The sequence below is a fragment of the Leifsonia poae genome (assembly GCF_027921845.1).
Classification (GTDB): domain Bacteria; phylum Actinomycetota; class Actinomycetes; order Actinomycetales; family Microbacteriaceae; genus Leifsonia; species Leifsonia poae.
In genome coordinates this window covers 65,954-79,460 of record NZ_BSEN01000009.1, presented here as the reverse complement: position 1 = coordinate 79,460, position 13,507 = coordinate 65,954, and the positions used below count along the sequence as shown (strand labels likewise).

General features: G+C 65.3%; 14 protein-coding genes and 1 pseudogene. 6 read left to right on the top strand and 9 right to left on the bottom strand.

The genetic code is table 11. The features are described 5' to 3' along the window. Positions 1-94: 94 nt before the first annotated feature. The 4 genes and pseudogenes from PKE84_RS10775 to PKE84_RS10760 form a co-directional block, all read right to left on the bottom strand. On the bottom strand, positions 95-445 hold the full coding sequence (locus PKE84_RS10775) for a carboxymuconolactone decarboxylase family protein (protein ID WP_271177244.1): 351 nt from the start codon (positions 443-445) through the stop codon (positions 95-97). Then, positions 442-850: pseudogene (locus PKE84_RS10770) on the bottom strand ((R)-mandelonitrile lyase). The gene PKE84_RS10775 and the pseudogene PKE84_RS10770 overlap by 4 nt, the downstream one beginning before the upstream one ends. After that, entirely contained in the window at positions 847-1,878 is a 1,032-nt protein-coding gene (locus PKE84_RS10765) for a zinc-dependent alcohol dehydrogenase family protein (protein ID WP_271177243.1), read from the bottom strand. Before PKE84_RS10765 ends, PKE84_RS10770 begins: the two are co-directional and overlap by 4 nt. Then, entirely contained in the window at positions 1,866-3,137 is a 1,272-nt protein-coding gene (locus PKE84_RS10760; RefSeq protein WP_373877135.1) for a multidrug effflux MFS transporter, read from the bottom strand. The genes PKE84_RS10765 and PKE84_RS10760 overlap by 13 nt, the downstream gene beginning before the upstream one ends. Before the next feature lie 101 nt (positions 3,138-3,238). On the opposite strand from PKE84_RS10760, the gene PKE84_RS10755 reads away from it, so the two are divergent. After that, complete coding sequence (locus PKE84_RS10755) at positions 3,239-4,162, top strand: helix-turn-helix transcriptional regulator (RefSeq protein WP_271177241.1); 924 nt, start codon at positions 3,239-3,241, stop codon at positions 4,160-4,162. A 62-nt stretch (positions 4,163-4,224) separates the two neighbouring features. Then, a complete protein-coding gene (locus PKE84_RS10750; protein ID WP_271177240.1) occupies positions 4,225-5,061 on the top strand; it encodes an SDR family oxidoreductase in 837 nt (278 codons plus the stop codon). Positions 5,062-5,452: 391 nt separating this feature from the next. Here PKE84_RS10750 and PKE84_RS10745 read toward each other — a convergent pair whose 3' ends face one another. Beyond that, a complete protein-coding gene (locus PKE84_RS10745) occupies positions 5,453-5,842 on the bottom strand; it encodes an MmcQ/YjbR family DNA-binding protein (RefSeq protein WP_271177239.1) in 390 nt (129 codons plus the stop codon). Between the two features lie 355 nt (positions 5,843-6,197). Beyond that, entirely contained in the window at positions 6,198-7,442 is a 1,245-nt protein-coding gene (locus PKE84_RS10740; protein ID WP_271177238.1) for an amidohydrolase family protein, read from the bottom strand. 110 nt (positions 7,443-7,552) lie between these two features. On the opposite strand from PKE84_RS10740, the gene PKE84_RS10735 reads away from it, so the two are divergent. Further along, a complete protein-coding gene (locus PKE84_RS10735) occupies positions 7,553-8,137 on the top strand; it encodes a TetR/AcrR family transcriptional regulator (protein WP_271177237.1) in 585 nt (194 codons plus the stop codon). Positions 8,138-8,231: 94 nt separating this feature from the next. Here the strand turns inward: PKE84_RS10735 and PKE84_RS10730 are convergent, their stop codons facing one another. Next, positions 8,232-8,702, bottom strand: coding sequence for a MarR family winged helix-turn-helix transcriptional regulator (locus tag PKE84_RS10730; RefSeq protein WP_271177236.1), 471 nt, complete (start codon positions 8,700-8,702; stop codon positions 8,232-8,234). Positions 8,703-8,867: 165 nt separating this feature from the next. On the opposite strand from PKE84_RS10730, the gene PKE84_RS10725 reads away from it, so the two are divergent. Together PKE84_RS10725 and PKE84_RS10720 are read left to right on the top strand one after the other, a co-directional pair. Continuing rightward, a complete protein-coding gene (locus tag PKE84_RS10725) occupies positions 8,868-9,695 on the top strand; it encodes an alpha/beta hydrolase (protein ID WP_271177235.1) in 828 nt (275 codons plus the stop codon). Continuing rightward, entirely contained in the window at positions 9,679-10,935 is a 1,257-nt protein-coding gene (locus PKE84_RS10720) for an NAD(P)/FAD-dependent oxidoreductase (protein WP_309297487.1), read from the top strand. Before PKE84_RS10725 ends, PKE84_RS10720 begins: the two co-directional genes overlap by 17 nt. A gap of 31 nt (positions 10,936-10,966) precedes the next feature. Here the strand turns inward: PKE84_RS10720 and PKE84_RS10715 are convergent, their stop codons facing one another. Continuing rightward, positions 10,967-11,743 (bottom strand): MBL fold metallo-hydrolase, encoded by a 777-nt coding sequence (locus tag PKE84_RS10715; RefSeq protein ID WP_271177233.1) that lies wholly within the window; start codon positions 11,741-11,743, stop codon positions 10,967-10,969. 87 nt (positions 11,744-11,830) lie between these two features. Further along, positions 11,831-12,244 carry a MarR family winged helix-turn-helix transcriptional regulator gene (locus tag PKE84_RS10710; RefSeq protein WP_271177232.1) on the bottom strand — a complete coding sequence of 138 codons (414 nt, stop codon included), beginning with the start codon at positions 12,242-12,244 and terminating at the stop codon, positions 11,831-11,833. A 54-nt stretch (positions 12,245-12,298) separates the two neighbouring features. Between PKE84_RS10710 and PKE84_RS10705 the strand changes: the two genes are divergently transcribed. Continuing rightward, positions 12,299-13,078 carry an alpha/beta fold hydrolase gene (locus tag PKE84_RS10705; RefSeq protein ID WP_271177231.1) on the top strand — a complete coding sequence of 260 codons (780 nt, stop codon included), beginning with the start codon at positions 12,299-12,301 and terminating at the stop codon, positions 13,076-13,078. Positions 13,079-13,507 lie beyond the last annotated feature (429 nt).

The window sequence follows — 13,507 nt, the reverse complement described above, 5'->3', positions numbered from 1 at the left end:
CGGGGATCGCGCCAGGGTCAATCGACCACGACGATCAGTGATCGGCTGACCAGACGGCGGCTCCGGCAGGAAATGACATCCTGCCGGAGCCGCTTCACGCGTTTTCAGCGTCATCATCCCTGTGGCCGAACACCTCCTTGGCGACGGTCATGGCGGACATCGCCTTGGGCCAGCCGGTGTAGAAGGCGAGGTGGGTGATCGCCTCGACCAGCTCCTGCTCGGTCACGCCGTTGTCGCGGGCGAAGGGCAGGTGGAAGCGGAGTTGATCGACGTTGCCGCCGGCGACCAGGGCGGTCACGGTGATGAGGCTGCGGTCGCGTTTTGACAGCTCGGGCCGCTCCCACACCTCGTCGAAGAGCACCTCGTCGGTGTAGTGAACGAGCCCGGGGGCGAAGTCGCCGAACGCGCGGCGCCCGCCCGTCCATCCTGTCTGCTCGTCGCTCATGCCGTCCTCCCGTTGTACTCGTCGTCGGTGATGTGTTTCTTTCCACACGGTGGTCGCGGTGGGGTCGTCGGCGTTCTCGAGCATGGCGATGTGCTCCATGAAGCAGCCCGGTGCCGCCGCGTGCCAGTGGTCCTGGCCGGGCGGCGTGTAGAGGGTCTCGCCGGCACGGACCTCGATGATGTTGCCATCGCGGTCGCCGAATCTCGCCACGCCCTGGGTGACGCGCAGATACTGGCCGCGGGCGTGGCTGTGCCAGGCCGTGCGCGCGCCGGGTGCGAATCGCACGGTTGCGACGACCATCCGCTGATCCGCGTCGTGCGGGACGGAGATGGGGTCGAGCCAGACGTCGCCGGCGAACTGCTCCGGCGGGTTCTTGCTGGTGGGGATGCGAGGTTCGATGTTCATGCTGTCTCCGTCTGCAGAAGTACCTTCGTGGCCCGGCGTTCGTCCATGGCTTTATATCCCTCGGCGGCGTCATCGAGGGGAAGGGTGAGGTCGAACACGGCGCCAGGGTCGATCACGCCATCCATGATGAGCCCGATCAGCTCGGGAAGGAACCGGCGCACGGGTGCGGGTCCGCCATGCAGGTGCACGCCGGAGAAGAACAGCTCGAGACCGGGCAGTTCGACGTCGTGCGAGACCCCGACGTAACCGACGTGACCGCCGGGGCGGGTGGCGCGGATGGCCTGCATCATCGATTCCTGGGTGCCGACGGCTTCGATCGTGGAGTGGGCGCCGAGCCCGCCGGTGAGCTCCTTGATCCTCTCGACGCCGGCGTCGCCGCGCTGGTCGACGATGTCGGTCGCGCCGAAGCGGCGGGCGAGAGCCTGACGATCGGAATGGCGGCTCATCGCGATGATGCGCTCGGCGCCGAGGTGCCTCGCGGCGAGGATGCCGAGCAGCCCGACCGCGCCGTCGCCGACGACGGTGACGGTCTTGCCTGGTCCGGCTTCGGCTGCCACCGCGGCGAACCATCCCGTTCCGAGAACGTCGGAGGCAGCGAGCAGTCCCGGAATTTCCTCGGGTTTCGGCTGCCGCGGTGTTGCGACGAGGGTGCCGTCGGCAAGCGGGACACGCAACCGCTCCGCCTGGGTGCCGAACGACCCCATCCCGATCGCGTGGATGCAGCGCGACTGGTAGCCCGCTTGGCAGATCTCGCAGGAGTTGTCGGAGGCGAAGAACGAGCCGACGACGAAGTCCCCGACCCTGACGTCCTTCACGGCGTCGCCGACCTGTTCGACGACGCCGACGTACTCGTGGCCCATCGGCGTCGGGCCGTTCACCGGCTCGATCCCGCGGTAGGGCCAGAGGTCGGAGCCGCAGATGCAGGCAGCCGACACCCGGATGATCGCGTCGGTGGGGTTCTCGATGACGGGGTCTTCGCGTCGCTCGACCCGGATGTCTCCGGGGGCGTACATGACTACTCCACGCATGTGGGTGTTCCTTCCGTTGTCGGGGTGGGGGACGAATCGGCGTCGGTCGTGGTGGTTCGGCGGGTGAGGAAGATGATTCCGGCGATAGCGGCCAGGCCGATGGACGTCGTGGTGACGATGCCGAGAGGCAGGATGCTGAAGGCTCCGGCGACACCGACGAGCGGGGCGGCGATCCCGCCGAACGCGAACCGGGCTGCTCCGAGGAGCGAGGAGGCGGTGCCGGCGATGTGCGGGTAGTCGGACAATGCCAGCGTGGTCGAGGGCGGGCTCGTGATCGCGGTTCCGCTGACCAGCAGCAGCAACGACACGATCACGACGATCAGCGGCAGGTGTGCGAGTCCGGCGGCCAGCAGCCCGGCGGCGCCGACGCCGGCCAGGATGAGGCCGATGACGAGGGTGCCGATGACACTCCATCGTTCGCTGCTACGCCCGGCGAGGTAGCCGAAGACCATGAATCCGGCGGAGTTCAGTCCGAACGCCAGCGCGTATTGCTGCGGTGTCAGCCCGTACACACCTTGCAGCACATAGGTGGCGCCGCTCAGGTAGGCGAACAGGGCCGCGTAGACGAAGCCCTGCGCCAATACGGCGCCGACGAACCGACGGTCGCGGAACAGGAAGCGCATGTCCTGTCCGACGCGGGTGAAACCGCCGGTCGTGCGCTCCCCTGCTGGCAGTGTCTCCGGGAAGCCGAACGCGGCCCAGGCGAGGATGGCGGCGCCGATCACGGCCAGGACGAGGAACAGACCACGCCAATCCATTAGGGCGGTGAGCGCACCGCCGAGCAGGGGGCCGACGATCGCGGCGAGGCCGCCGATCACCGTGAGCCGACCGTAGAACCGGATCAGTCGCCCGCCCTCATAGACGTCGCGCCCGGCGGCCTGCGCGATCACAATGCCGACACCGCCGGCCAGCCCCTGCACCAGGCGGGCCACGATCAGTATCTCGACCGTGGGGCTGGCGGCACACAACGCCGACACGACCACGTACGCGGTGACCCCGACCAGCAGGGGTAAGCGGCGGCCGAATCGGTCGGAGAGCGGCCCGGCGATCAGTTGGCCGCCGGCGAGGCCGATCAGGCATGCGGTCACCGTCAGCTGCGCCAGCGAGGTCGCAGCGCCGAGCTCGGACGTGAGCGCGGGAAGCGCGGGGAGGTAGAGGTCCATCGAGATCGGGCCGAACACGGTCAACACGAGCAGGAGGGTCGACAACCAGCGGCCGGCCCGAGCCCGGTCATCAGAGGGAGCAAGTGAAACTGTCACATGACAACCAAAGCGCGCTTCGCGGAGCCGGGGGAGTCTCTGACGAGAGGTGTACCGACAGGGAACCCCTCAGTCGCGCTGACGGACGTAGCCTCGTTTGCATGGATAACCGAGCCGAGGTCCGTGAGTTCTTGATGTCGCGACGCGCCAGGCTCACCCCCGAGCTCGCCGGCATCCCCGCCGGCCCAAACCGGCGGGTGAGCGGGTTGCGTCGTTCCGAGGTCGCCATGCTCGCCGGCGTCAGCGTCGAGTATTACGCCAAGCTCGAACGAGGCGCCATCGCCGGCGCCTCCGCCTCTGTCCTCGACGCGGTCTCCCAAGCCCTCCAATTCGACGACACCGAACGCGCCCATCTGCTCGACCTCGCCCGGGCAGCAGACGGTATCCCCGCCTCCGGCCGGGGCCGCCGCCGCACCGCCCGTAACCCGGCGACCCGTCCGTCGCTGCACTGGGCGCTCGGCGCGATCACCGACGGCATCGCGATCGTCCGCAACGCCCAGTCGGACGTGATCGCGTTCAACGATCTCGGGCGCGCCTTCTACTCGGCGGTCATCGGCGACGGCGGACGCACCCCCAACCTCGCCCGATTCCAGTTCCTCGACCCTGCCTCCCACGAGTTCTACCCCGACTGGGAACTCTTCGCCGAGATGTGCGTCGCCGTCATGCGAGCCGAGGCAGGACGGGATCCGCACAACCGGGCCATCCAAGACCTCGTCGGCGAACTCTCCACCCGCAGCGCGACCTTTCGACAGCTCTGGGGAGCCCACAACGTGCGTACCCACGGGGCGGGCACGAAACGCTTCCACCACCCGATCGTCGGGGACCTCACCCTCGCCTACGAAGAACTCGCCATCACCGCCGAACCGGGACACATCCTCCTCATCTACACCGCAGAACCCGGCTCTACCTCCGCTGAGAACCTTCGCTTGCTGGCTTCTTGGGCCGCCGACCGTTCTGGCATCGTCGCTTCCCCGCCGGAGCGGAAGGAAAGTACGGCTGATTGGGATGCTCGGTCCACGAATTGATGCTGCACCAACGGCGACAGCCGTTCGGTCATCCACATAGAACACTCTGAGGGAGTCTCCGCATGACTGAGAACAACGTATGGTTCATCACCGGCGCCGGTCGCGGGATGGGGGTCGACATTGCTCGAGCCGCGCTGGCCGCTGGCTGCGAAGTCGTGGCGACAGCACGCGACGCGGCGAAAGCAGCAGCGGCCGTCGGGGAGGACGAGAACCTGCTGACCGTGCCGCTCGACATTACCGACACCGATTCTGTTGACGCCGCGGTACGGGCCGCAATGGATCGTTTCGGCCGAATCGATGTCCTCGTGAACAACGCCGGAAACTTCCAGCCCGGATTCTTCGAAGAGGTCAGCCCGGAGCAGTTCCGCGCGCAGATCGAGACCAACTTCTTCGGCCCCCTGAACGTGACCCGCGCCGTGCTGCCCATGATGCGCGCCCAGCGTTCGGGTCACATCATCACCATCACCTCAACGGCGGGCATCGTCTCCGGTGGTTTCGGCAGCGCGTATGGGGCGTCGAAGTTCGCTTTGGAAGGCTGGACCGAGTCGCTACGCGAAGAGGTCGAGCAGTTCGGTATCCACGTCACCGCCGTCGAACCGGGATTCTTCCGCACCGAACTCCTGGTCGAGGGATCCTCCACCATCTGGCCTGACCTGTCGATCGATGACTACGCGGTGGAGACCTCAAAGACCGTCGCCGAGTGGAAATCGATGAACGGCCAGCAGAGCGGCGACCCCGCTAAGCTCGCCGCGAACCTTGTCAAGGTCGTCGAGCTGGACCCGGCACCGGCACGTTGGGCAGCCGGCGCAGACGCCGTCGAAGCCATCACGCAAAAGGGCAAGACCCTCATCGACCAGGCGAAAGCACACCTCGACCTCTCCACCGGCCTGGACCACTAGAGAATTCTGATGGGACCGCTATTTGACCGCGGGTGGTGTTGGGAATGCGACTGCTTTGAGGCCGCTGGCGGCGTCTGACCAAACACAGTGGCCCAGGGATCGAATATCCAAGCTGGGCCACTGCCACTAACCAGGCAGAATCCCAGACGTTCCCGATCCGACCTGGGCGCGCCTTCCGGCTACGCCCAACCTACTCCCGCATTGTCGGCCGCAAGGGTACAGTCCAGGTGTCGGGTCTGGACCCCGCTCGACGGCTCTGCCGTCGCGACCCGACGCGTTCAGCAGGGCCGTCGGTCCCGTCCAGACTCGGCGCTGGGTCAGTTTGTCAGCGATCCGTCCATTCCACGATGGCACTGTCCGCCCGCTGAGCGATCCTTGTCTGACCGATCGTCTAACGGCCGAGGTCGTTGAACTCTCGCCGCAGATACTTCGGAGCCTGTACAAGCCACGCCTCCGTCACGAGTTCGGCAAGATGGTCTTCGTCGATGGCGGCCATTCGGAAGGCGACCTTCGGCTGACCCCAGGGGGTCGTGGTGCGCAGGAAAACGTCGGGCGCCATTTCGATAAGAGCGAGCGCGTCCATTTGGTCGGCGACTTTCACCCCGACGACGAGCTCGGCCGCGACTATCGCGCGCATATCAGCGGGGACGCTCGGCCAGGGATGGCACTCCCATGCATACAGCTTGCCGCGAACGAACCATGCAGCACCGCCCGTCGTCGCTCGCTCCTCGCTACCGGGCAACGCGGCGGCAGTCCGGCGCAGGTCGTTGAGAGTTGCCACGGGTTGACCGTAATTCGCACCACCGACACGAAAGCACAAGGCATCTGTTGGTGATCCCTAACCGGCGGGCGGTGGGGCGACGCCAGGCCTGCTCGACGAACCGGCCTCTCCCGTCAGGGTTGAACGTAGGCAGCGACCTCACGCCGTCGCAAAATCAGTGACCATCGGCGGATAGGGGGCGCTCATGGGTCCAGACCTTATCGGCCTCTCGCGCGTATTCATCACCCACGGACGCATCCGTCAAAGAGCGATCGCATGATGTGCCACCGAGCCACCACGCGTCGCAGCGGCCACACGGCACACCCCGAGTCCGGCCAGACACCGCCACGCTCTTCGCCTTGCGTCGCGGGGCGGTCTACTGCGCGAAGAGTTCGGTTCCGCGACGCCAGACCTGTTGGATGTCGAGCGTGCTGGAGATGGAAACGGTGGGATCCCCGTCAACGAGGACGAGATCCGCGCGGAGGCCCTCTGCGATCCGCCCGCGGTCGGTGAGGCCGAATCGGCGGGCCGGAACGGACGTGGCGGCGCGGAGCGCTTCGATCGGCGTGAGGCCGGCTCGAACAAGGAACTGGAGCTCGTGGTGGACGCTGGCACCGTGTGCCATCCCGCCGAGAGTCGGAAGCGGGAACGACACGTCGGTGCCGACGAGGATGTCCACCCCCGCCTCTCGAAGTGCCTGGACGGACGCGAGGACCGCTTCCAGGTCGCCGCTCGGGAACCGGTCGTAGCTACTCTCGAGCGTGGCAATCCATTGATCGTCCAGCTTCGTCCGGATCCGTGGGTCGGCCGCCAGGTCAGTTGCGGGAATTCCCATCATCGACGCATTCAGGACGACGCACGGAACCACGAACGCTCCTGATCGAGCGACGGCGTCGATGATGTCCGGAGTGTGCGGCTTATCCATGAAGAGGTGCACGAGCCCGTCGATCCCAGATGCAACGGCCGATGCGGTGGCGTCGATCGTGAGGGTGTGGGCAACAGTGAGAAGCCCTTCGCGCCGTGCCGCTTCCACGCCTGCCTTGATCGTCGCGTCGTCGAGCATGGGCAGTCCCGGCGCTCCCTCGACGCTGCCGTCGTCGATCATGAACTTGATGTAGTCCGAGCCCGCCGCCTTGAGCTGGGGGACGAACGCAGCGGCTTCTGCCGGTGTCGACGCGAAAGGCATCACGACACCCGACCAGTCCGCGTGTTCGTCGCCGTCCTCCCAGGGGGCTTCCCCGTCGTCCGCGCCACCATCGCCCATCAGTTCACTCGGATGCCCGCCAGGAGGCGTGATCCCGAAGCCGGCCGATCGCACATCCGCCACCCGGTCGTTGTCGGTGACCTCGGCTCGCATTCCCTTGGTGAACACGCCCTGCATTTCCAGCTCTGTCGTCACACCGAAGGTGAGGGCGAGCTCGAGGCCCTCCATCGAGGTGTGAACGTGGGAGTCGATGAGACCCGGGAGCAGGAACGAACCGGCTGCATCGACGACTCGGGCGTCCGGGGGAACTGCGCCTCCGACTGAAGCGATCCGGCTTCCATCGATCACCACCGTGGTGGCTTCGACGACGTCGATCCCGTCGAAAACCCGCGCGTTCGCGATTGCTGTTTTGCCCATTGCGTGCTCCTTATTCGTCGATTAGTCGACGCTATCACGATTCTGCAGTCACTACAGAATTGGTGTGAATACTTTTTCGAGTCCGATACAGATTGAGATACACTAAGCGAATGGCAGCGGGAACCGGTCTCCGAGAGCGCAAGAAGGCTCAGAATCGTCAGTCACTTCATCTGGCGGCATTGCGCCTGTTCCTCGAACACGGGTTCGACAACGTCACGGTCGCTCAGATCGCCGAAGAAGCGAACGTGGCGCTGACCACACTGTTCACGTACTTCCCCGCTGGCAAGGTCGCACTGGTCTTCGAGCAAGACGAAGACCGGCCTGCCGCCCTCAGGCAAGCGGTCCAGAATCGCGCCGCGGGGACGGACGTGATCCGGGCGATCGAGGAGTTCATGAACAGTCGGCTGCCATTCGACACCGAGGACAAGCACTCCAGGGACGTGCTCGAGTTGATCTACTCCACCCCGCAGCTCCGGTCCTACGTCCGAGCGAAATGGACGGACTGTGAAGACGACGTCGCGTCGATGCTCGCCCCATGTCAGCCGACCGCCCCAGCGGCCAGCCTGCACGCCCTCGCGCTGTTCATCCTCGAATGCCCCGACCTAGCCGCGCGCGAACCCTCACCCCATGAAGCGCTGTCGATGCTGCTGGACAACCTACGCCGTGGATGGGGACTCGAAGTCAGCTCGAGTTGATAGCTGGCGGTTTATGAGCGTCAGCGACGAAAATCAACCTCTCCACAAAGTCGAACACGACGCGACGGGCGCCAGTCAAATCGGTTTCGTTGTGCTACCCGACGGGGACTCCGATCCGGTCCCGTTCCAGCGCCGCGCGCAGAGTTGCAAGCGCTGCCCCAACGGTGGCCACCTGGTCGGGCGTGAGCGTTGAGGACACGAGGTCGGACAGGCGCTTCTGGAAGGTGGTCTCAGCGTCCGCGACGACCTCGCTGCCTGCACGAGTGAGGCTGACAAGAGAAGAGCGTCCGTCTGCGGGATTCGGGTGCCGAACGACAAGGCCCCGCGCCTCGAGGCGGTCGACGCCTTTGCTGATGGCGCCAATGCCGGCGGCGAAGTTGAATGCGACATCGGCCACGCGCGACCCCGGATGGTCCCGGAAGTAGCGCAGGAACTCGACCTGGGAGGTTGCGAGGCCATGCTCTCGACTCAGGCTGTCGCCCAGCGCGTTATAGAGACGCGTCTCAGCACGCACGAGATCGTCGAAGAAGGCGCCGAGCGCATCAGTTGTCGATTTGGTTGCCACGGCATGTAGTGTACAACTACATGCCGTGGCATGTAGTTCAGGTGTCGAGAGGGAGAACCGATGAGCGGGGAACAACGGCGCGCGCTCGACGCTCGCCTCCGGTCAGCGCCGCAGGTGAGCGGCCCAGTGCCCGTGAAGCAGATGCGGGAGGGGTTCGCGCGTTTCATGAGCACGTTTCCGGTCCCGCCTGGCGTCACCCGCACCCGGGTGGAGGTGGGCGGTCGACCGGCGGTGCGGGTGGATCCGGTCGGCGAGGCACTCCCCGGCACGATCCTGTACTTCCACGGCGGCTCGTTCTCGCTTGGATCTCCCGAGACGGCGATGGCGCTGACCGCGCACCTTGTTGAGCGGACAGGCGTCCGGGCGATCTCGATCGACTATCGACTGGCTCCGGAGCACCCGTTCCCTGCCGCCATCGACGATTGCCTCGCTGCGTACCGCGCCCTCCTCGCCGAGGGCGTCGCAGCACAGTCGATCGTCTTCGCCGGAGACTCAGCTGGGGGCGGGCTCGCCGTCACGACGACACTCGCCGCACGCGACGCGGGGCTGCCGATGCCGGCCGGGATCCTCGGCTTCTCGCCCGGTCTCGACCACACCCGGTCCGGTGAATCAATGACCACGAAGGAACGTGTCGACCCGCTCTTCACCGGGGACGGGATGAGGCGCACCGGAGATCTCTACCTCAACGGCCAAGACCCCGCCCAGCCCCTCCTCGCGCCTGCCGTCCTCGCGGACCTCACAGGATTTCCCCCGATCATGCTCCAAGTGGGCACCAACGAGCTCCTGCTCGACGACTCAGTTCGCCTGGCGGAGCGCGCACGCGAAGCCGACGTCGATGTGATCCTCGACATCACCGCCGACGTACCACACGTCTTCCCCGCCTTCATCGGCGTGATCGACGAAGCCGACGAAGCCGTGGACCGAGCCGCCCTATTCATCACGCAGCGAATCGGCACAAGAAAGCTCGGAACCCTGGATGAAACGTCCTCCTGACAACAGCGAGCATCGGGCACCGCCCGATAGCCGACGGTCAATGGGTCTTCGGTGTCGTGTGCGTGGTCGCGCAGCACTCGGCGTACCGATTCAGGTGCCGACGCCGAGCGTCGTCGTTCGTTTCTCGAGTCGGGGGAGTGTCACACTGATCAAGATGCCGGGTAGGGCTCATGACGGAGAAGATGGGTGGCTTGTGGCGGGCACGGGTGAGCGGGTTGTGGTTGTGGGTGCCGGTATTACTGGTTCGTCGATCGCATATCACCTTGCCGAGCGGGGTGCGGACGTGGTTGTGCTTGATCAGGGCCTTCCAGCTAGCGGGGCCACGGGGTCATCTTTCGGGTGGGTTGGTCGGCCGGTCTCAAGCCGCCTTCCGTCTGCTCCGCTTCGCTACCTCGCCATCGATGACTGGCACCGTATCGCTCAGGCGCTTCCTGATTTCCCGATCTCCTGGCAAGGTTCCCTGGTGTGGGGTCACGAGGACCCCGACGAAATGGGCCTCGTGAACACGGTCGATGACACGTCGGAGCTTGAGCCATCTCTTCGGGTTGCAGCTCGCGATGTTCAGTACCGAGAGCAGGATGGCAGCATCGAACCTGTCGCGGCGACCGAGTTATTGCTTGAAGAAGCCGCGAAACTCGGTGCGGATGTGCGGCTCGGGCAGGTGGTCGTCGGTCTCATCGAAGACGAGGGCGTCGTGCGAGGTGTGAAGACAGCATCGGAAGTGATCAGCGCATCAGTGGTGGTCCTCGCCTGCGGGCTCGGCAGTGTCGCGCTGTGCCGCGGGGTTGGTTTCGATCTTCCCGTGGATGCGTCCCCGACAGTTCTGGTCCGTCTAGACGCGCCCGCGGGACTCGTCCAACACGTACTGATGTCCCCGGACGTAGAAGTACGCCAACTTCCAAACGGTCAGCTTCTTGCGCCGGTCGAATACTCGGGCGAGCGATCCCGAGGCGACCTGACAGAAACCGCAACCGAGGCAGAACGACGTATCAACACCATGCTGGACAGCAACGACGAGGTCCGGGCACGCTCGGCCGAGATCGGATGGCGGCCCATGCCAGCAGATGGAGAGCCAATCATCGGACCGGTACCCGGCACCCCGGGCCTGTACGTCGCGGTTATGCACTCAGCCATAACGCTCGCGGCATCCGTTGGACGGTTGGTCACCGCCGAACTCCTCGACGGGCTCATGGCACGCGAACTCGAACACAGCCGCCCGGCACGATTCAGAACACGGTAAGTCCTCACGACCCAGGCAGCGGAGGGATCGGCTAGCGGTCAGTGTCCGCCTCTTGAAGGAGTCTCCGCATGTTTTCATGGGCTTCAGCCATCCCGGAGTTCCTTACTCGGACGTCGTCGGATGTCCCTCGGCGTGACAGCTCATCGATGTAGCGGCGGTCCGCGTCTAGGCGAGCCCGCGCGTCGTTTCCAACGTTGCCATGGCCTGGGACAACGACCCTGGCTTGTTCGACGATCGGCGAGAGCAGATCCAGAGCATCGACGTACAACGGAAGGTTGTCCGGATGGTACGGCAGTGGTAGCTCCACATCGCTGAGCATATCGCCGGCGATGAGCACCCGCTGCCGAGGCAGCCAAAGGGCGGTGTGGCCAGGGGCGTGGGCATCGTGGACGATGAGTTCGACTTCGAAGCCGTCAGGAACGGAGGCTGCCGGGATGCGGCCGTCGACCGCCCGAACCCTTCCCATCACATTGACGAGCTGCCGGGGAAATCCCGCGCCGAGCTGCTTGACCAGCGCTGGTCGCTCAAGGTCTGCGAGTTGTGCGGTCTTGGCCGAAGCCCAACGTGGTGCCTCTCCGAACCCCGGGTGCCAGAGTAGGTGGTCGTAGTGAGCGTGGGTGGCAAAGCCGCCGACAACGTTGAGCTGTCGTTCGCGGATGCTCGCCGCGATCGCATCGAGTTCGTCGGGTAGCCACGCCGGATCGATGAGCAAGGCGTCGCCCTGCCCGACCAGCATGGTCGAAGTGGTCAACATCTTTCGACTGGTCGCGACGAACACCCCGGGCGCGACTTCACTGCAGCGCTTCATCCGTCCTCCTCGTCGAACGCCTCAACACTACCGACGCATTTTCAACACCTTCATCTCTTCCACCGTCGGCCCACGACCGGATGGTCATCAGTCGCCCGTCGTCAGGGTTTGCAGCAGTCGGAGGAGGGTCGCACGGTCCTCTTCAGCGAGCGGGCTGAAGAGGTCGGCAAGCACGCTGCCTGCGATAGCGTGCCCGTCGACGAGCATCTGGCGGCCCTCGTCCGTAAGGGTGTGCTCGATGCGCCGCCCGTGCCCGGCGGTCCTCGCGATCAACCCACGTTGGTCGAGCCGATTCGCTAGAGTCCCGAACGCCTGGTCGCTCTGGAACGTCGCAACAGCGAGGTCGTGACCGGAGGCGCCGGGCATCCGCTCGATCGCGCGCAGGGCGTCCCACTGTACGAGGGTCACCCCCAGCTCCCGCAGGGCCGCATCCATCGTCCGGTGGTTACGATACTGCGCCCGCTTGATCGTCTGCCCGAGCATTTCCAGACCTATCGCCATGGTGCTACTGTATCAACATTATTAAATAAACATGTTTAGTTAGGTTGAATTCTCATGGCCCCTTCTATTCTCGACAGCCTCGAAGTCCTCCAGGTCGGCGACCCCGATGCCCGCATCGCGCTTGTCCTGCACGGCGGCGGCGGCCCCCAAACCATCGCTCCGATCGTCGGCCACCTCGCGCCCTCGTTCCACACCCTCGCGCCGACGCACCCAGGCTGGAACGGCACGTCTCGGCCAGACGACATCGACTCTGTCGCGGCCATCGCTGCCGCGTACCTCGACCGTCTCCTCGCCGAAGGCGGCCGCGACGTGACCCTGGTCGGCTCGTCCATCGGCGGATGGATCGCGCTCGAGATGGCCGCGCAGGCTGCCGCAGACGACAAGTACACGGGCGTGATACGTGCCGTGGTCGACATCGACGGCGTCGGTGTCGTCGTCGAGGGTGAACCGATCGCGGATTTCTTCGCCCTCGACGCCCGCGGACTCGCGGAGATCGCCTGGCACGACCCCGACCGCGGCTACCTGGACCCTGCCGGGTTCACCGAGCAGCAACGGGCGATGCAGCAGGCGAACGGCCAGACCATGGCCGCCGTCGCGGGACGGGAGATGAGCGACCCGTCACTGCTCGAAAGGCTCCGCACCATCAACGTCCCGACCCTCGTTGTGTTCGGCGAAAGCGACCGAGTCGTCGCCCCCGCCTACGGACGCGCCGTAAGCGAAGCGATCCCGGGTGCAGAATTCGCCGAGGTGCCCGCTGCCGGGCACCTGCCCCACCTTGAGAACCCCGAGGCGACCTGGGCGGTTATTGACCCCTTCTTGATTCGGGTCGGATGACTACGAGCAGAGAACACCGATGAGCGCTCAACGAACATCACCGGCCGCTGTGTCCTGATACATGAACTGTCAGGAACGTCCTGATGCAGAATCGTCAGAGATGTCCTGATGCATCACACGGATACGACATCACAGAACGCGTGAGCGAAGAGCGAAGGCCCCGACTTCCGCATGATCACGCGGATTTCAGGGCCTTCAACGTCTACGAAAATTGGCGGAGAATGGGGGATTCGAACCCCCAGCGAGGCCCGCGCGTGCCGCTCGGAACGGCCAACTTCCGCGGAATTCCGCGGGAGTTGCATCTCCTGTTATCTCGGTGATTTGCCCCGATCTCAGAATTTTGTGGGCAAAGTGTGGGCACGGGAGTAACCCTCCATCGGCTTCGACGCACTTCATGAATCCCGTGACCTCTCAAGCCCACCAACGTAG